The organism is Flavobacterium cheongpyeongense, from assembly GCF_003202435.1.
GTDB classification, from domain to species: Bacteria; Bacteroidota; Bacteroidia; order Flavobacteriales; family Flavobacteriaceae; genus Flavobacterium; species Flavobacterium cheongpyeongense.
The window spans coordinates 425,988-445,697 of sequence record NZ_QJHK01000002.1; the positions used below are offsets into that span (position 1 = coordinate 425,988).

Here is a 19,710-nt window from a genome sequence, read left to right on the forward strand (position 1 = left end):
TTTTTATATGAAACAGAAAAATCCCTTTAAAAGGAACTACACTTTTAGCCTAAATTAAAACCTTTCTGCCTCAAATGCTTTAATATCTATACTTGTAGGTACCTCGTTAATGATTTCAGAAACTAATTTTCCGGTACCAGGCCCCAGACTCAGCCCCATCATAGAGTGTCCTGTTGCTACTACGACATTTTTATGTTTTTTAATTTTTCCAATATAAGGAACACCATCTGCTGAGCAGGGTCTGAATCCGCACCAGATTTTCTCATCTGCAGGTTTTTCAATTTGAAATTCGGGTAAAAATTGTTTAACCGAGTTTATCACTCCATTAATTCGCTCGTATTGAGGTTTGGCTGTCGTAGGAACAACCTCCATCGTTCCGCCAAATCTGATTTTATTTCCATCCATAGGCGTAATGGCAACCCTGCCTTCGGCAAGAATCATAGGATGATTAAGTTTATACGGCGAATCTTCTAAGGTTAAGGAATATCCTCTTCCTGGCATCAATGAAATTTTAGCACCGGCTAACTCAGCAATTTCTTTAGACCAGGATCCGGTAGCAATAACAACATCATCAGCTGGATATGCATTTTCTTTAGTGATGACTTTTGTAACTACACTATTATTTTTCTCAAACGATTGTACGCTTTCTCCATACTTAAACGCTACACCGTTTGCTAATAACATTTTTTTTAAACCGTCCATTAACCGATCCGGATAAACATGAGCATCACAATCATATTTTACAGCTCCAATCGCATTTATATTTGTTTGTGGCTCAAGATCTTGTAATTCCTGATAGTTCAACAAACTTACATCGAGCCCCAGTTGTTTAGCTTTCTCAACGGTATGATGGGCGTGATGGGCGACAGCTTCTGTCTGAAAAACTTCTAACATTCCTTTGTGCTCATAGGCAAAATTAAAATCAGGGATTTTAGTCCATTTTTCAAATTCATGCTGGCTTAATAAAGAAATATCCCGAAGCGGAATTGCCGATTTAAGCACATTTTTGTTTGTAGCACTTCTTGCAAAATTGAATCCCCAATCAATTAAATCTTTGTTTAAAGAAGGTTTTACATAAAATGGACTTTGCGAATTGAACATCCATTTAAATCCCTGCCAGATAATACCGGGAGCAGCCAACGGAATAAAATGGCTTGGACAAACATAACCGGCATTGCCGTAAGAACAATTGTCTTTAAAATTATCTTTATCTATAACCGTTACTTTACAACCACTTTGCTGTAAATAAAAAGCAGAACTAAGTCCAATTATTCCACCACCTATTACTACTACGTTTTTCATATGTAGATATTTATTGTTTTTTAATGGAGCTATCCAATTTGCATAGCTCTTATTGGTATTTTATCTCATCAGACAATATTCTTTTGTATTCAATATTTTCAATGGAACCCCACTTTTGAATCGTGCTCATTTGATACAAAAATTGTGTATGAACGTATTAAAATTTATAAAATTTCCAGTTTGTTTTAAAATCCCTTTCCAGCTTTTGATGGGTTAAAATTGCCCGTAACAATTCGATTGGCATACTGTTTTCATGCAAAATAGCATCATGAAATTCTTTATAACTCATTTTTCCGGTAGTGACCATTTCATTTTTTAAAGCCATAAATTGTAAACCACCCAACATATAAGCTATTTGATACAAAGGGCTGTATCCTCCTTCAAAAGAGCGCCGTACCTCTCCTTCGGCATTGGCCTGTTCATGTCCCACTCTGTCTACTAAAAAATCAATACATTGCTGTGGTGTCCATTTTCCTAAGTGGTAGTTTAATGAAAAAATTATTCTGGCACAACGATGCATACGCCAAAACAACATTCCAATTTTATCCTCAGTTGTTTGGGGAAATTTTAGATCCCACAACAACATTTCCCAATACAATGAATTTCCTTCAACCCAAAATGGTGTGTCAAAATGGCGATATGCTTTGTAACGATCACGCATAAATTGCTGTAAATGATGCCCTGCTATTAATTCATGATGAATAGTTGCGCGTGAGAAATTTGGGTTATTTCCACGCATACTCATCATTTTCTCTTCATACGTCATTGTATTTGTTGGATAGGAAATAATTAGGGATTCACCTCCTAAAAAGAAAGGATTTATTTTTTGTGCTTCAGGCGACATCATGTATACCCTCCAGGTTTCTTCTGCAATTGGCGGAATTGTCAACAGATCATTTTTCTTTAAAAATTCAACAGATTGATTGTATAAATCTAACATTGCCTGAGGTTGGTCACCCGGTGCTACAAAAGATGTTTTGACTTTTTCCTGCGCATCTTTCCATTTATCGCCAAATCCCATTTCTTTTGATGCTTTTAGCAATTCTGCATCACACCACGCAAATTCTTTGTTGGCAATATTAACCAACTCTTCTGGTGAATACGGAATAAATTCAGTCTCTAATTGACGTATTAATTCATCTCTTCCAATCGGATTTCCAATAATTCCACTTCCATCATCTTTTTGAGTACTTGTATCTACTTTTTTAGCTTTTAAAAGTGTAGCATAATCCGCAAGAAGTTTGTCTAATTCTTCATAGGTTCTTGGAACCCACCAAGTAAATAAAGGGTCATATCCATTATAAAACTCAAAATATTTTTTGAGAATCTGTTGTAATGCTTTTGAATGCTCTGCCGAAAAAAGGGAAGATTCTTTATCTAAACCGCTTATTTTGTCTACGGTTTTAATTTGCTCTTTAATGGTTTTGCATAACGCATTCATTTCTTTAGCAACAGCTTCGCTATTTACCTTATTTCCTCTAATACGTGGTTTTTCTAAAGCGTAAATCTGATTTTCAAAAGCAAAATAACCTTTTATTTTGTTGTAAATCTTTTGCTGCTTAACCAACGCCTCTTTTTCATTATTCAAATTTCGATTAAATAAGATATAATCAACTTTGCCATTAATATTCATTTTATCAAAATCCAATCCCTTTAAATTGTTTTGATATTCGCTTATTAATGCTAAAAGCCGCTCTCTCCTTTCCGGCGTATTATAATCGCTTTTTTCAAAATAAGTCCCATAAGTATCAGCAGTACTGGCAACAGAATAAAATCTGATAATACTTCCTTTATCAGCTTCATATTGAATCATAGTAGTATTTAGTTCACTGGTTTGCTGATATAAGTCAACGCTGAAAGTTTGTGCTAAAGCAGTGTCTGGGAACATCATTACTAATTTTAGAAAAAGAAAAAGTTTAATTGCAGCAGAAAAATTATCCATAACTATGTCATTTCAACGTTTAAATCATTTTTAGAAGGTCAAAAAAGAAGTTTTACTGTAATAATTCGTCATTGTTTCTATTATGAGCATCTACCCCTAATAAATGTTTTACAAAAAAATCACGCTTTCGTTTTCTTCCATAAGGCCCTCCATCACTATGTCCGACACCTGGTAATGGCAAAAATTCAAAAGTTTTTCCACATTTTATTAATTCATCAGCCACGCGATAGGTAGATTCTGGCGGAACATTTTCGTCAGCCTCACCAACGATTAGCAATAAATCACCTTTAAGTTTTGTTGCGTTTGTAACGTTCGATTGTTCTTCGTAGTTTTTATCAACAGGATACCCCATCCATTGCTCGTTCCACCATTGTTTATCAACTCTGTTGTCATGACACCCGCAGGCAGCAACACCTGCTTTGTAAAATTCAGGATGAAACAATAAACCTCCTAAAGCATTTTGACCACCTGCAGAAGTACCGTACAAACCAACACGCGAATCATCAACATAAGCATATTTTTTTGCTAAAGCCTTTATCCAAAGAATTCTGTCTTCAAAACCTGCATCTTTCAAATTTTTCCAACAAACATCATGAAAAGCTTTTGAACGGTTTGCTGTACCCATACCGTCAATTTGTACAACTATAAAACCTAATTGAGCCAAACTTTGCATTTCGGCAGTGTATCTGTCCATAAAGTTTTTTGGAACAAAAGAATCTTGTGGTCCTGCATAAATACTTTCGATAACGGGGTATTTTTTATTTGGATCAAAATGAGCTGGTCTGCAAATAATTCCCCAAATATCTGTAACTCCGTCCCGTCCTTTTGCATGAAAAGGTTCCGGCAAAGACATTCCTGTTGCTAAATAAGCCGAAGCATCAGATTTCTCTAATTCCATTATTTTTGCACCATTATCAGTTCGATGCAATTCGATGGTAGTAGGAACATCCGGTTCTGAATAGGTATCGATGTAATATTTTTTGTTTAGTGAAAATGAAATAGAATGATTTCCTTTTGAAGGAGTAAGATTAACCATTTTTTTTCCATCAAAATCTATTCGGTAATGATGAATATAATAAGGATCTTCGCCTGGATTCCTTCCGCTGGCTGAAAACCAAATTTCTTTTTTATGTTCGTCTATACTATCAACGCTTCTAACAACCCATTCGCCTTTAGTAATTTGTTTTTCTTTACCATTCAAACTATTGATCAAATAAAGATGCCTCCAGCCGTCTTTTTCAGACGAAATTACTACAGTATTGCTTTCTTTGTTATAATGTGTAAACAACCTGCTTTCGTAAATAAAAGTTTTGGTTTTTTCGTCAACAACAGAACGTGTTTCTCCGTTGCTGGCATTTACTTCAATTATTCTAAACCGTTGATGCCCGCGATCTACTTTTTCGTAAGTAAAATAAGTCGCATCACCTTTGCGCCAGTCTAATTTAGGAGCATCAAAAAAATCAATAATTGGGGTGTTTACTTTTACAACTTTCTGATTAGCGACATGAAACAAATGCATTTCGTAAGTTGTAAAAGGATCTCCCGGCTGTTTGTATGGGTTTGATTTTAATTTCCCTCTTGTTGTATTAGGCAATGATGATAAAACATAATACACTGGCAAATCTTCTACAAGAGTTATGTGATATCCAACTACATAATTACTATCAGGTGACCAGGCAAGGGCTCCGTAAGGTTTCTCTTTGGTACCATCTGTAGTAAATTGAATGGCTTCGCCTCCACTAATTGATTTTATAAATACATTATGATCTTTGATGTAAGCTGACCATTTTTTATTGGGTGAAATACTATCTGTCTTAAAAAAATTCCATCTGGCCCATTGGTCGTTTAATTTCGGATATTTATTAAAATCCTTAGGCAATGATGCAACACTTTTGATGCTGTAATCTGATAAATTTACCTGAAAATAACTTTTATCATATTTTAAGGTGATTGATTTGGCTTTAGAATCGTAGTTTAAACTGTCGATAGCCAGGTTTTTTTGCGAAAGTGCTTTTCCAGTTATTACACTTAGTGCTTTTTTAAGTTTAGGTTCATTAAACAATTTACTTTTTGTACCTTTTGTGGCATCAGCCAGAATATATTCGCGCACACTGTCTTTTAAGACATTAGAATACCAAAATAAATTTCCGTCTGGTTGCCAGTGTGCATGAATACTTGTTTTAAAAACTTTGTTTTTAACGGCATCATCTAATTTTAATGCCTGCTTATATCGTTCTAAAATTTCGCTTTTAGAGGGCTGATAGGGAATTGCTTCTTTATTTTGTGCATAAAAATGGCAACTAAGAAACAATGTAAAAAAGGCAGTGATATATAAATTGTTCTTCATACTTATCTGAAAAGGGAACCTTTGTTTATATTATATAGTATAAGCGGTCTGCTATAAACCTCACTACAACACCTGAAATCCATGAGCATACGGATCATCTTCTTCGTCAATTATTATGGTATTATATCCGTAGATTTTTGCCCAGCCCTGAATACTAGGAACAATTGCTTTAATAGCTCCGATTGAAGTTTCTTCTTCAATTCGGCCAACGAACTTGCTTCCGATATAACTTTCATGGATAAATTCGTCGCCTTTTTTAAGTAATCCTTTTGCATGTAATTGTGCTATCCTTGCCGAAGTTCCGGTACCACAGGGAGATCTGTCGATTGCTTTATCTCCGTAGAATACCGCATTTCTGCCTGATGACGATGGATCGATTGGCGAGCCCGTCCAAAGCATGTGGCTAACATCCCTAATGGTATCATTTTCAGGGTGAATAAATAAATCAGGGTATTTTTCGTTTATTCTTTTTCGTAGTACCTGACTGTATTGTACTATTTTGCTTGCCGTGAAATCCTGAATTCCTGAGAAATTTTTCTGAGGATCAACGATTGCATAGTAATTTCCGCCATAAGCGACATCAAAAACCAACTCTCCTAATTCCGGACAATCAATAGTTAAATACTCAGCAGCTAAGTAGGATTTTACATTGGTCAATTTAACCCATTCTACTTTTTTACCAACCTGCTTATACTCTATTTTAACTAATCCAGCGGGTGCTTCCATGTTTATTTTTCCAGCAACTTTTGGACTAACTAATCCTTCCTCTATCGCTATGGTAATAGTGCCTATTGTACCATGTCCGCACATGGGCAGACAGCCAGAGGTTTCTATAAATAAAATTCCGAAATCATTTTCGGGATTAGTTGGTGGAAACAGGATACTTCCACTCATCATATCGTGTCCCCGTGGCTCAAACATTAACCCTTTACGAATCCAGTCATATTCGTTCAAAAAATGCTGCCTCTTTTCGCTCATGTTTGCCCCAACTAAATTAGGTCCGCCACCAGCTACAACTCTTACAGGATTTCCACAAGTATGTGCATCTACACAAAAGAATGTTTTTCTGGCCATTTTTTAAATTGAATCAGTTGTTTGAATATTATTAACTAATCTGGAAAGTCCCAGAGGATTTTCGTTTTGTAATGCTTCTGGCAGCAAATCATTAGGCCAGTTCTGATAACTAAAAGGTCTAACCCATCGTTTAATGGCATCAATTCCAACAGCAGTAAATCTGGAATCGGAAGAAGATGGATAAGGACCTCCATGCACCATTGCCGGACAAACTTCTACACCAGTTGGCATTCCATTAAAAATGATACGGCCTACACGATTTCCCAGGGCATCTACAACATCATTAAAAGTTTTAATTTCAGTTTCTTCTCCCAAAATGGTACCGGTTAACTGACCTTCTAACGCATTAAGTACAGCAACTAATTCAGCTTTGTTTTCACACTGTACGATCATTGAAAAAGGCCCAAAAACCTCTTTGTGTAAAACCGTATTTTTTAAAAATTCCTTTCCTGATACGGTAACTATTTTTTGTGCGGCATAATTAGGCTTATCGTTTTTATCATAAGCTGCAACTACCTGAACCCCTTGCTGCGAACTCAAGGAATCTTTATTAACCTCGTAGTTTTTATGAATAGACGGGCTTAACATACAAATAGGATCCATTTTTAAAATCTCATTTGCTAATTGATTGGAAAAATTTTCTAAATCGTCGTTTTTAATACCCAGTATCAATCCAGGATTGGTACAAAACTGACCCGCACCGAGCGTCACAGATCCAGCACAGGCAATAGCCCATTTTTGTGCATTTTGTTTTAATGCATCCGGAAGAATCACAACTGGATTAATACTTCCCATTTCTGCAAAAACCGGAATAGGTTCAGGTCGCCCGGCAGCCAAATCATATAATGCACGGCCTCCATTTATACTTCCTGTAAACCCTACAGCTTTTACTAACGGATCTTTTACTAATTGAACTCCTACCTCAATACCGCTACTGTTCAAATTTGAAAAAACACCTTCTGGCATGTTCGTTTTCTGAGCTGCTTTTATAATTGCTGATGCTACCATTTCACTTGTACCAGCATGCATTGGATGACTTTTTACAATTACAGGACAACCCGATGCCAATGCAGAGGCTGTGTCACCACCTGCAGTAGAATAAGCAAATGGGAAATTACTGGAACCAAATACAACTACAGTACCTAATGGCCGCATCATTTTACGGATGTCTACTTTAGGTAATGGTTTTCTATCCGGAATAGCGGTGTCAATAGTAGCTTCTACCCAACTGCCTTCTTCCACTAAATCTGCAAAAGCATTGAGCTGACCAATGGTTCTGCCTCGCTCTCCTTCTGCGCGTCCTTTGGGTAAACCGGATTCCTGACAATAAACGTCGAGCAAATCTTCGCCCAAAGTCATAATCTCTTCAGCAATTGTTCTTAGAAACAGGGCTTTTTCTTTGCCAGTAGCTTTTTGAAAAGATAAAAATGCATGGTGTGCAATAGCTGTTGCTAATTTTATTTCATCTGTAGTAGCTTCAGTAAATTGCCAGGGATTATGGATATTGAGCTGTGGGTTAAATGTTTTGAAAACTTTATCTCCACCCGCTATCAACTGACTGCCTATGTAATTTTTTCCAGTAATCATTATTTAATTATTTTGGGATTTGGTAATTTATAAGATTGAAAACTATTTTCAAAATCCTACACTTAAGTTTACAAACTTTTATAGTCAGGAAGTGCAGGTCTTGTTGCTAATGCACTGGTGATAATAGCCAAAACCCTTTCTCTCTCAGCACCCATTAATGGGACTCTCGGTGCACGTACATATTCGCTTCCTAATCCGGCACCTACCTCTGCTAATTTAATATTTTGAACCAATTGTGGATTGATATCCAACTCTAATAAAGGTAAAAACCAACGATAAATAGTTAAAGCTTCCTGAATTCTTCCTGCTTTTGCTAATTTATAAATTGCAACGGTTTCTTCTGGAAAAGCATCCACTAGTCCTCCAACCCATCCGTCTGCTCCCATTAATAAGCTTTCTAAACCTAATGTATCCACACCTGTCAGTACTTTTAATCTGGAACCAAAACGATTAATTATTCGGGTTACATTAGAAATATCTCTTGTTGATTCTTTAACAGCCTGAATATTATCAAAAACCATCAGCTCTTCAAACATATCCAGTGTAACCTCAATTTTATAATCAACCGGATTATTATATATCATTATAGGCAGTGAAGTACTTTTGGCAACATCAGAAAAATATTTTACCGTTTCATAATCTGTAGCTTTATAACGCATTGGAGGTAACATCATTAAACCTTTTGCTCCATTAAGTTCTGCTTTATTAGCTGCTTCAATAGCACCACGGGTCGTTTGTTCAGCAATATTCATAATCACAGGGACTTTTCCATCAACGACACGAATAGTTTCTAAAACTAACTCTTTCTTTTCTTCCTCTAATAGTGTACTGGCTTCCCCTAATGTTCCTCCAAGGATAATACCTTCAACACCTGCATTTAATTGTGCCTCAAGGTTTTTACCAAACATTTTTAAATCTAATGTATCTTCAGCTGTAAAATTTGTAGTTACCGCTGGCATTACCCCTTTCCATTGAATATTCATAATAATAGTATTTTTTTAAAATTATTTATTTATTCAAAGGTATTAAGTCATACCTGAATACTTAATTAAACTTGTTATCTAAAAGTAATACTATATTATCTTGTTTGTGTGAATATTATAAAAATCAGGTTAATTTTTATCCCTGTTTTAATTTAATTCCTATCTTTCACTCAACTTCCAAAAAACTAAATATTATGAAAATCTTTCCATTTAAAATTCCTAAATCAAATGAAGGTGCCTTCATTTATCAGGAGGATCGAGAATACGTTTTTTATGACAAATACCACCAGCATGAAGAAATTCAGATCAGCTATATTAAAAAAGGTGAAGGGACTGTTTTGGTTGGGGATATGATCTCTGAATATAAAGAAGGAGACATTCTTATATTAGGGAGTAATTTACCACATGTTTTTAAAAGTGATAAAACAGAAAATAAAAAACTCTCTGTTATGATAACTATTTTTTTTACTAAAGACGCATTTGGTAAAAACTTTTTTAGCATGCCAGAGTTAAACAATACAGAACCATTTTTTGAAGCTATTAAAAACGGGGTACGAATAACCAATAATAAACCCTCTGTCTTAAAAAGATTTAAAAAATTTAAGGATGCAGATAAATACGATCAGTTTTTAATTTTCTTTCACCTGTTAAAAGCCTTTTATGAAGCTGAAAAAAAACCTCTTTCCAGTTATGTTTTTAATAAACCTTTTACAGATGCCGAAGGAAAAAGAATGCAGATGGTTTTTGACTTTGTCATGAACAATTATCAAAAAAACATTACTTTGGATGAAGTTGCTCAAATTGCAACCATGACTAAAAATGCCTTTTGTAAATACTTTAAAACACGAACCAATAAAACTTTTTTTCAGTTTTTAATTGAAATTAGAATTGAACATGCGGCCAAACTACTTATTAAAAACAAAGAATTATCGGTTATTGAGATTTCAGAATTGAGTGGATTTAATAACATTTCTAATTTTAATAGAAAATTTAAAGAAATTAAAAAGAAAACACCTTTTGAGTTTAAAAATTCACTGGTCAACCCATAAAACACTGTGTTGTTTTTTTTTATTTAATAGCTTGCCAGATACTTGAGAGGCATGGCATGCTACGGAGCTTATTTCATTAAAAAATATCCATTTTTTGTATTATTAAAAGAAAACAGATGAATATAGTATTTAATATTGATAATAAAATCGCTGTTACACTATAAAAATACCTCTACTTTTGAAAGGCTGCACTTTATTTTTACATAAAACAAAGAGGCCAAACACAACACAAATTGTAAAATTCTCAAACCAAAAACAGCATGACTAAAAAGTATTTTCAAACTTTTATTTTTCTGGGTATTACTCTCATATCTTTTGGTCAAAACACTAAAAAATATACCCTTTCAGATACGCTGCGAGGCAGTTTAACTCAGGAAAGACTATGGTGGGATGTAATGCGTTATGATATTACCGTAGAGCCTGATTACGATAACAAAACAATAAAAGGAAGCAATATCGTCACTTATAAAACAATTAAAGGAAAAGAGAATACCAAAATGCAAATTGATTTACAAGAGCCTTTGGCAATTGATAGTGTTGTCCAGTCAGGAAAAAAATTAAATTTTAAGAAAGAAGGTACTGTTTGGTATATCGAAACACCAAAATCTAAAGTAGCCACCCTTCATAAAATAGACCTGTTTTATCACGGAAAAGTTCATGAAGCCATAAAAGCCCCCTGGGATGGCGGCTGGATCTGGACAAAAGATTCTTTAGGGCGGCCCTGGATGACTGTAGCCTGCCAGGGATTAGGAGCATCGGTTTGGTATCCCTGCAAAGACCATCAGAGTGACGAACCAAATCAGGGCGCAAGCCTTACAATGATTGTTTCTGATACGCTAACTGCTATTGCCAACGGAAGATTGGAATTTAAAAAAGATAATAATAATGGTACTACAACTTACAAATGGGCTGTTGTTAACCCTATCAGCAATTATTGTATCATTCCGTATATAGGTAAATATGTAAACTTTAAAGAAAATTATTCGGGCGAAAAAGGAAACTTAGACCTGAACTATTGGGTATTGGACTATAATTTGGAAAAAGCCAAAAGTTATATGCCTAACGAAGTTCACAATATGTTGAAAGCTTTTGAATACTGGATGGGACCTTACCCATTTTATGAAGACGGTTATCAGCTAATTGAAACCTCGCATACCGGAATGGAGCATCAAAGTGCTGTTTCTTATGGAAATCATTACAAACCAGGATATCGCGGTAATGATGGTTCCGGAACAGGCTGGGGAATGAAATGGGATTTTATTATCATTCACGAAAGTGGACATGAATGGTTTGGTAACAACATCACTACAAACGACTTAGCTGATATGTGGGTTCACGAAGGTTTTACAAATTATAGCGAAACTTTATTTGTTGATTATATTTTTGGACAACAAGCCGGTAATGAATACAATGCCGGAACCCGACAAGGAATAAGAAATGACAGACCAATCATTCCGGATTATAATGTAAACGCACAAGGAAGCGGAGATATGTATCCAAAAGCCGGTAATATGCTGCACGCTATTCGTCATGGAATTGACAACGATGATCTGTTTCGAAATGTTATACGAGGATTAGGTAAGGAATTTTATCATCAGACTGTTACCTCTAAACAGGTCGAAGATTACGTTTCGAAACAGCTGAAATTCAATTACGCCAAGGTCTTTGATCAATATCTGAGAACGATACAAACTCCAAACTTTGAATTTTATTTTAATACAGACAAAACAAAAGTTTTCTACCGTTATACCAATTGTGTTGCAGGATTTAATTTGCCTTTAACCTTAAAAAACGATACTGCAAAGATTAAAATAATACCTTCTGATAAATGGCAAAATAGCACCGTAACCCAAACTCAGCAACTGCTTTTTAATGTAGAAAGTATCACAAAAATGTACTATGTCAATCCAATATTGGTATCACAGACAAATAATATCAACTAATTAAAACACGCGTAATAATTTATAAAATCCTACGATGAAAAAAATAACGCATCTCTTTATCTGGTTACTAGTTAACTTGTTATTTATTACAGCTAATGCACAAAAATTAAAGTGGACTAATGATCATACCGGATATTATACTGTAGAAAAAGGAGAAATTATAAAATATACCTTGCCCAATTTTACTCGTACTAAAATAATCGATGCAACACAACTTATACCAAAACAAGGCGAAAAACCATTAGAAATCAAAGATTACGAATTCAGTAAAAACGATAAGTTAGTTTTACTATATACCAATTCAAAAAAAGTCTGGAGGCGGGAAACAAGAGGCGATTACTGGCTTCTGGACAGAGAGAAAAAAGAAATACATCAGATAGGCAAAGGAAAACCAACATCCTCATTGATGTTTGCTAAATTAGCTCCCGACAACAATTCTGTAGCATACGTAAGCAATCATAATTTGTATGTGGAGGACATTAAAACCAGAGAAATAACCCCATTGACAAAAGATGGAACAGACCGATTAATAAACGGAACTTTTGACTGGGCTTACGAAGAAGAATTTGATTGCAGAGATGGTTTCCGATGGAGTCCTGACGGAAAAAATATTGCTTTTTGGCAAATTGATGCCACAAAAATAAAAAACTTCTTATTGATTAATAATACCGATTCGATATACTCCTACACCGTTCCAATAGAGTATCCAAAAGCTGGAGAGGATCCTTCTGCCTGCAAGGTCGGTGTAGTCAGCATTTTGACGCAAAAAACCACATGGGTGAAGGTTCCGGGAGACTCAAAACAACACTACATTCCGCTAATGCAATGGACTCCGGATGGCTCTTCTATCATGCTGGAACAGTTAAACCGTAAACAAAATAAAGCTGAACTTTTTTTATGTAATCCAAAAAGTGGAGAAGTAAAATCAATTTATACAGAAAAAAACAATTCATGGGTTGATGTATTGACTACTGATGATCTGGGCTGGAAATGGATTAATAACAGAGAAGAGTTTCTTTTCCTTTCAGAGAAAGACGGATGGCGTCACTTATATCGTATTGATAAAAATGGTAAAGAAACTATTGTTACAACTGGAAAATATGACATCATTAGCCTGGAAGCGATAGACGAAAAAAACGAATTTGCTTATTTTTTAGCCTCTCCAGAAAATGCTACGCAACAATATTTATATAAAACGGCCTTAAACGGAAAAGGAAAACTAATAAAAGTATCTCCTATTGACCAAATTGGTACCCATAATTATAGCCTGACACCAGATGCAAAATATGCAAAACATAGTTTTTCTAACCATAAAAAACAGCAAGTCTCAGAATGGGTAAGTCTGCCGGACCACAAAACGATAAAAGAAATAAGCAGTAATAAAACACCAGGCGGCAACGTAGAAATGATTCAGATTACTACTGTTGATAACATCACTCTTGATGGCTGGATGATAAAACCTGCCTCTTTTGATGAAACAAAAAAATATCCGGTTTTATTTTATGTCTATGCTGAACCTGCGGGAGCAACTGTAAAAGATGCTGCTGGTGTTGCCGGCACGCGTTTATACAACGGAGATATTGCAGCAGATGGTTACATTCAAATAAGTTTAGATGGCAGAGGAACTCCTGTTCCTAAAGGAGCTGCCTGGAGAAAATCCATCTACCAAAACATCGGTATCATAAACGTTAGAGATCAGGCAATGGCTGCCAAAGAAATTCTAAAATGGCCTTTTGTAGATACCGACCGTATTGCAGTCTGGGGCTGGAGCGGCGGTGGATCTACTACCCTCAATTTATTGTTTCAATATCCTGAAATTTACAAAACAGGGATAGCCATAGCATCGGTGCCTAACCAATTAGTATACGATAATATTTATCAGGAACGCTATATGGGTTTACCACAAGAAAACAAAGAACCTTATATAAAAGGTTCCCCAATTACACATGCCAATAAACTGAAAGGAAATTTACTGCTTATCCACGGTACCGGTGATGATAATGTACATTACCAGGGAGCTGAAATGCTGGTTAACGAATTAGTAAAAGATGGAAAATATTTTCAAATGATGAGTTATCCAAACCGTACCCATAGCATTAATGAAGGTGCCGGAACCACAGAACATTTATCGCAATTATTCACACGCTATCTCAAAGAAAATTGTCCAGGCGGAGCAAGATAAACAAATACAAAAAATATGTTTAGTAAAGAAACTTATATCAATAGAAGACAAGTCCTAAAAAAAGCAATTGGGAGCGGACTCATTATATTACCGGGTAACGAAGAAGTTGGAATGAACTACAGGGATAACATCTATCCTTTTAAACAAGATAGTAGTTTTTTGTATTATAGCGGAATTGACACTCCTAACCTGTTTTTAGTAATAGATGTTGATGCCGATATTGAAATAGTATTTGGTGATGACTTAACAATCGAGCAGACTGTTTGGACAGGTCCTCAGGAATCCTTAGCCATTAGCTTAGAAAAATCAGGGATTTCGGCAATTCAGCCCTTATCTTTTGTGGAGGCAATGATTAAAAATGCAGTACAGCAACAACGTACTATTCATTTTCTACCACCTTATAGAGCAGCAATAACTTTAAAACTAAGTAATTGGTTAGGAATTGATCCTTCAGCATTAGCAAAAAAAGCTTCTGTAGCCTTATCAAAAGCTATAGTTGCTCAACGTTCTTATAAAACAAATGAAGAACTAACTGAAATCGAAAAAGCTATTGATATAACAGCAGCTATGCATTTGAAAGCCATGCAAACAGCACGCCCCGGAATGACAGAATATGAGGTTGCGGGTCAGGTAGAAGGAACTGCCATTACAAGTGGTGGACAACTTGCGTTTCCTATAATTTTAACGGTAAACGGACAATATTTACATCATCATGCCGGTGGCAATATTTTAAAAGAAGGACAAATGGTTTTGTGCGATTGCGGAGCCGAAAACAAGATGCATTATGCAGGCGATATGACCAGAACTTTTCCTGTTTCTAATACTTTTACTACGCAACAAAAAGAAATTTACAACATTGTTTTAAAAGCAGAAGAAGCTGCAATGGCAACACTTCAACCAGGAACTTTGTTTAGAGATTCTCATCTTGTTGCCTGCAAAGAAATTTTAATCGGATTAAAATCTCTTGGTTTGGTAAAAGGAGATTTAGATGAGGCTCTGGCTGCCGGAGCTCATACTCTATTCTTTCAATGTGGTTTAGGACACATGATGGGAATGGATGTTCATGACATGGAAAACATTGGTGAGGAATACGTAGGCTATACTGATACTTTAAAAAAGAGCACAGAATTTGGGCTTAAATCATTACGTCTTGCAAAAGAACTAGAGGAAGGTTTTGTGCTAACCGTAGAACCTGGTATTTACTTTATTCCAGAATTAATAAATCAATGGCAATCTGAAAAAAAATATAGTGAATTCATCAATTATGATAAAGTACAAAAATACAGTAAATTTGGAGGTATCCGCATAGAAGAAGATTTCCTGATTACAAAAGATACTTACCAACTATTAGGAAAGCCGCTTGCCAAAACAGCGGAAGATATTGAGTCATTGAGAAATTATTAAATGAAATAGTTAAACTAAAAAATCAGATAAAAATAAAGTCCTGCAAATTTGTAATGGCTTTGTTATTTGATTGATTTAATTCAAAAAATCAATTCTCAGCACAAAACAAATACTGGTTAACTTTTACTAATTTTCTGATAATTAAGTATACATAAAACGGTTTTAACTATACTTAAATTGCTAATTAAATGACAGTTACCTAAGCACACTAAAAACATCTGTTAAACCCACAGAATCGTTTTTTATTTAATTTATTTGAAGCTTAGTAACTATTCCAATTCTATTAATTAACAATTAAAACTTACAGAGATGAAAGAAAAAAAATTACTTCATTTTTTTTCTTTCCTATTATTTAACATCGCTATGTTAGGTATAGGAAAGTTACACGCACAAACTAATTTAGCCAGGCTAAATTCAACAAAGGTCACTACTTCTCATGTCTCACCCTGGGAAAACCTTACATCGGTAAATGACGGTTTTACACCGGTTAACTCAGAGGACAGAAGTAACTCTGTATATGGAAACTGGGATGGTGACGCAGCTTATAATACTTACAATTGGATACAATATGAATGGGATTTTGCTCATGAAATAAATTCAGTTTCTGTTTACTGGTTTACCGATTACGGAGGAATTGGACAACCTACAGCTGCCTATATTGAGTATTGGGATGGTATTAACTGGGTTAACGGCGGATCCTTAGGTCTTGTCCTGAATCAATTCAACAGTATCGCTAATTTGAATTTCAAAACCCGTAAATTAAGAATTTATATGAAAAGTGATACTGCGACTGGTGTAATAGAATATCAGGCTTTTGGGGTTGAAACTACGCAATGCGATACCACTGCATTAACCTCTAGTATTATCATAAACAACGGTAGTGAAAAAAATCAAAATTATGCAGTTTTATCACCATCTGAAAGTGTAGAACTAAAACCCTCAATAGCCAATATTGAAAGTAATGCTAAAATGAAATGGACAGGCCCAAACAATTTTGAGTCTACTAATCAAAATATCACTTTGTCTAATCTACAGACTGTAAATTCAGGAACCTATACGTTTTTGTATGTTAATGAGTGTGGTTCCGAAAGTACTATAGATTTTTACGTAACAGTAAAAGAAGATGAAAATACCGATTATAAATGGCCAGCTTATGATTCGACCCTGTATTATGATTTTATAAGCGATTATCCTAATTTCCCAAAACCTACAAAAAATTTAGAGGATGACTATCCGGGATATAGTGGCTGTAATGTGGCCTGGTCCAAAAATTATGGTTCATGGACTTTCGTCGCAGGACCAAATGCTAATCCTTTAATAACAGAAACCTCAGTTTCTGTAGACTTAATGTTAAAACGTCTTGATCAGGATTTTACTTTTTTAAGAGACAATATGGGATGGCCACCAGACAAATTATACAGACAGGGGTATCGCAGTTCTGTTTACTTATTTGGATCAGGGTTATGTACTGATACAGCCTCAAATACTGATTTAGGAGGCTGGCAAAGTGGAGTTGGTACACCAGATGGACAAAGCTGGCCCATGGTATTGCTGTCTTATTATCCAGTAGCTAGTTTCGATCCTAATAGTACTTTTTCTGACGCACAATACCAAACAGGAGCTTGCGTTCACGAAGGAATTCATGCTATTTATGCTTCATTACCCGGCTGTAGGAATTCTGCCTGGTTTCATGAAGGTTCAAACGTTTGGTTACAGACAGTTCTGGATATAAAGAAAACAGGAAGCACAGATTATAGCAATGTCGATTTAGGATGGCTAAGTGCAGGTTCCGTTATTGCACCTTTCATTCCGATAGAATGTTATAGTGGATGGCTTTCAGACGGTACTTTTGGGGGCCCCTCTGCCGAGGGAGTAGATTCTGGAGTACAAAATGGGGATGGAATTACTTTAAGAAAAACCAGAGATGTTATTGGGGGAGTTCAATATAGTTCTGTATTTCCAACCTTTTTAGGTGAAATTGTTGGTGAAAAAAGTTTACCGTGGGTCTGGAACTATTGCGAAGGCCGCGTATTAGAAGGAATTGCGAACGGTAATGGAACTGTAAATGGGATTGGGGATACTAAAATGCGTAAAATGGTTCAGGAATACAGAGCAAGACTGGCATTAGCCGATTTCGGAAAATTCGAAAAACCAATCTTAAGTTTATATCGTAATAATATGGGAATGGATGTAGGCCCGGAACAACCTGCATTAATCAATGTAGAACGATGGAAAGCGACACCTTATGCTGCTACAGCCCAGGATCAGGATGGTTACTTAATTCCTGATGTAAAAACCTTACCTGGGTGGTCGGGTGCTAATTTTGTACCAATTCATGTTGAAGGAAATGAGGCCACGGTATTTTTTCAGCCATTAGGAAAAAATATGTCAATACAATTGTGCTACCGAACTAAAGACGGCAAAGCTTTTTACTCACAGCCTGTATATGCCGGGGATTGCACTATTTCATTCGCCCAAGGTATGCCTGCCAACGGCGTTATTTTTGCTGTCATTTGCAATACAGACTATATCTTTAATGGTGAATCAACGCGTACTGCTAAGTTTAATTACAAACTTAAACTTGAACAGGGTGCCATAAAAACGGCCAGTATTGACAAAAACTGGTGGGATTGGAAAGCGGTTGTAACAGAGACACTTTCTGTAACAGATCACTCCGGTTTACCTTCTAATTTTATGATTTATCCAAATCCTATTGAGAATTCAGCTTCATTTACTATCAGGTTATCAGATAGTAGTTCAACTAAATTTAGTTATAAAGTAACAAATATGATTGGACAAATATTATTTCAAAAAGAAAATTGTTTCAATGAAGATCAATACAATGCCACTGCCTTGCCGGGAGGTATTTATTTTGTAACTGTAGAAGCACAAAACTCTAAACAAACAAAGAAAATTGTGATAAAATAAAAAACAAGAGGTTACACTTAAAGCTAACTACACCTTCTTAACTGGAGGTGTAGTTGTTTATTCTTAAATATAAAAAACTAAAATTCTTCATACAGTAAACTATCAAAACAGACACAGAAAAACTTAATTTTAATTTCTTAAAAGACTAATTTAAACCTTATGGTTATAAAAAATAACTTTTAAGCATATTCCTGTCTGCTTATTTCAAACAATATCTTGTTGTAGCCTTAATTACATACATAAAACAGGCTATTATATAATTTATCACTATCACAAATCTTCTCATTATAGCCCAAAAAAATGGTTCCTAAATACGACCATTTTTAACTTTGCTTAGTGATTTATAATAAAAAAACTACAATGGTTTTGTGTTCACGAGTTTTACTTTGTAAGGAAAATTTCTGTACACCTCTTTTCCATTACCGAAAGAATGTTTCTGATGCTCTTTTGGTGCTCCGCTTACAATCAACCATAAATATTCTGTGTTTTTTGGGATTATAAATTCAGCTTTGCCTCTTTCTTCTTGAAAACGTTACTGTAGACTCTGCTTCGATCATTTAGCGAAGCTATAAATCCATAACGCCACCCGGAGACAACAGAATCTTTAACAGGAACCAAACCTTTAAAATTCAATTTGACTTTTGTACCTACTTTAATTCATTTACATAAAAATTATAAAAGCGTTCACATTCTGCTATTGCATTTTTAGGATCAAAACGTTTGGTTGAATCATTATTTACCATAGGATTATCGCCGTATTCTTTATGCCAAAACATAGCAATATTGTCTGATTCAATCATACGGCTATAACTATAGTCACTCTCTTTTGAATCCTAATTATTATTCTCCGGAACTAACCAAACTTTCTCCGGGATGTATAATTGTTTTGACTCAACTTTATCTTGTGCATTTCCAAGGCTAATTACTGCAAAAAACAGAAGTATACTCTTTTTTACAAATTTCTTCATT

At 35.2% G+C, this 19,710-nt stretch carries 12 protein-coding genes and 2 pseudogenes; 5 read left to right on the top strand and 9 right to left on the bottom strand.

Translation table 11 applies throughout. The features are described 5' to 3' along the window. Positions 1-54: 54 nt before the first annotated feature. The 6 genes from DMB65_RS03810 to DMB65_RS03835 all read right to left on the bottom strand — a co-directional run bounded on the left by DMB65_RS03810 (position 55) and on the right by DMB65_RS03835 (position 9,235). On the bottom strand, positions 55-1,302 hold the full coding sequence (locus DMB65_RS03810) for an NAD(P)/FAD-dependent oxidoreductase (protein ID WP_110305336.1): 1,248 nt from the start codon (positions 1,300-1,302) through the stop codon (positions 55-57). A gap of 157 nt (positions 1,303-1,459) precedes the next feature. Beyond that, positions 1,460-3,244 carry a DUF885 family protein gene (locus DMB65_RS03815; protein ID WP_230470592.1) on the bottom strand — a complete coding sequence of 595 codons (1,785 nt, stop codon included), beginning with the start codon at positions 3,242-3,244 and terminating at the stop codon, positions 1,460-1,462. A 52-nt stretch (positions 3,245-3,296) separates the two neighbouring features. Beyond that, entirely contained in the window at positions 3,297-5,591 is a 2,295-nt protein-coding gene (locus DMB65_RS03820) for a S9 family peptidase (protein ID WP_110305337.1), read from the bottom strand. Between the two features lie 63 nt (positions 5,592-5,654). Then, positions 5,655-6,665, bottom strand: a complete 1,011-nt coding sequence (locus tag DMB65_RS03825; protein WP_110305338.1) for a 4-hydroxyproline epimerase — start codon at positions 6,663-6,665, stop codon at positions 5,655-5,657. Between the two features lie 3 nt (positions 6,666-6,668). Then, positions 6,669-8,252 (bottom strand): aldehyde dehydrogenase (NADP(+)), encoded by a 1,584-nt coding sequence (locus DMB65_RS03830; protein ID WP_110305339.1) that lies wholly within the window; start codon positions 8,250-8,252, stop codon positions 6,669-6,671. A 68-nt stretch (positions 8,253-8,320) separates the two neighbouring features. After that, positions 8,321-9,235, bottom strand: coding sequence for a dihydrodipicolinate synthase family protein (locus DMB65_RS03835; RefSeq protein ID WP_110305340.1), 915 nt, complete (start codon positions 9,233-9,235; stop codon positions 8,321-8,323). A 194-nt stretch (positions 9,236-9,429) separates the two neighbouring features. Between DMB65_RS03835 and DMB65_RS03840 the strand changes: the two genes are divergently transcribed. The 5 genes from DMB65_RS03840 to DMB65_RS03860 all read left to right on the top strand — a co-directional run bounded on the left by DMB65_RS03840 (position 9,430) and on the right by DMB65_RS03860 (position 18,741). Further along, positions 9,430-10,284, top strand: a complete 855-nt coding sequence (locus tag DMB65_RS03840; RefSeq protein WP_110305341.1) for an AraC family transcriptional regulator — start codon at positions 9,430-9,432, stop codon at positions 10,282-10,284. A 260-nt stretch (positions 10,285-10,544) separates the two neighbouring features. After that, a complete protein-coding gene (locus DMB65_RS03845; protein WP_110305342.1) occupies positions 10,545-12,227 on the top strand; it encodes a M1 family metallopeptidase in 1,683 nt (560 codons plus the stop codon). A 34-nt stretch (positions 12,228-12,261) separates the two neighbouring features. Further along, on the top strand, positions 12,262-14,409 hold the full coding sequence (locus DMB65_RS03850) for a S9 family peptidase (protein ID WP_110305343.1): 2,148 nt from the start codon (positions 12,262-12,264) through the stop codon (positions 14,407-14,409). 15 nt (positions 14,410-14,424) lie between these two features. Beyond that, on the top strand, positions 14,425-15,813 hold the full coding sequence (locus tag DMB65_RS03855; protein WP_110305344.1) for an aminopeptidase P family protein: 1,389 nt from the start codon (positions 14,425-14,427) through the stop codon (positions 15,811-15,813). A gap of 309 nt (positions 15,814-16,122) precedes the next feature. Then, a complete protein-coding gene (locus DMB65_RS03860) occupies positions 16,123-18,741 on the top strand; it encodes a T9SS type A sorting domain-containing protein (RefSeq protein ID WP_110305345.1) in 2,619 nt (872 codons plus the stop codon). Positions 18,742-19,096: 355 nt separating this feature from the next. On the opposite strand, the pseudogene DMB65_RS22670 reads toward DMB65_RS03860, so the two are convergent. The 3 genes and pseudogenes from DMB65_RS22670 to DMB65_RS22585 all read right to left on the bottom strand — a co-directional run bounded on the left by DMB65_RS22670 (position 19,097) and on the right by DMB65_RS22585 (position 19,709). After that, positions 19,097-19,398, bottom strand: a pseudogene (locus DMB65_RS22670) (DUF6055 domain-containing protein). Then, positions 19,389-19,559: pseudogene (locus tag DMB65_RS22080) on the bottom strand (DUF6055 domain-containing protein); the annotation flags it as partial. The pseudogenes DMB65_RS22080 and DMB65_RS22670, both read right to left, overlap by 10 nt. 15 nt (positions 19,560-19,574) lie before the next feature. Continuing rightward, a complete protein-coding gene (locus tag DMB65_RS22585) occupies positions 19,575-19,709 on the bottom strand; it encodes a hypothetical protein (protein WP_262511959.1) in 135 nt (44 codons plus the stop codon). Position 19,710 lies beyond the last annotated feature (1 nt).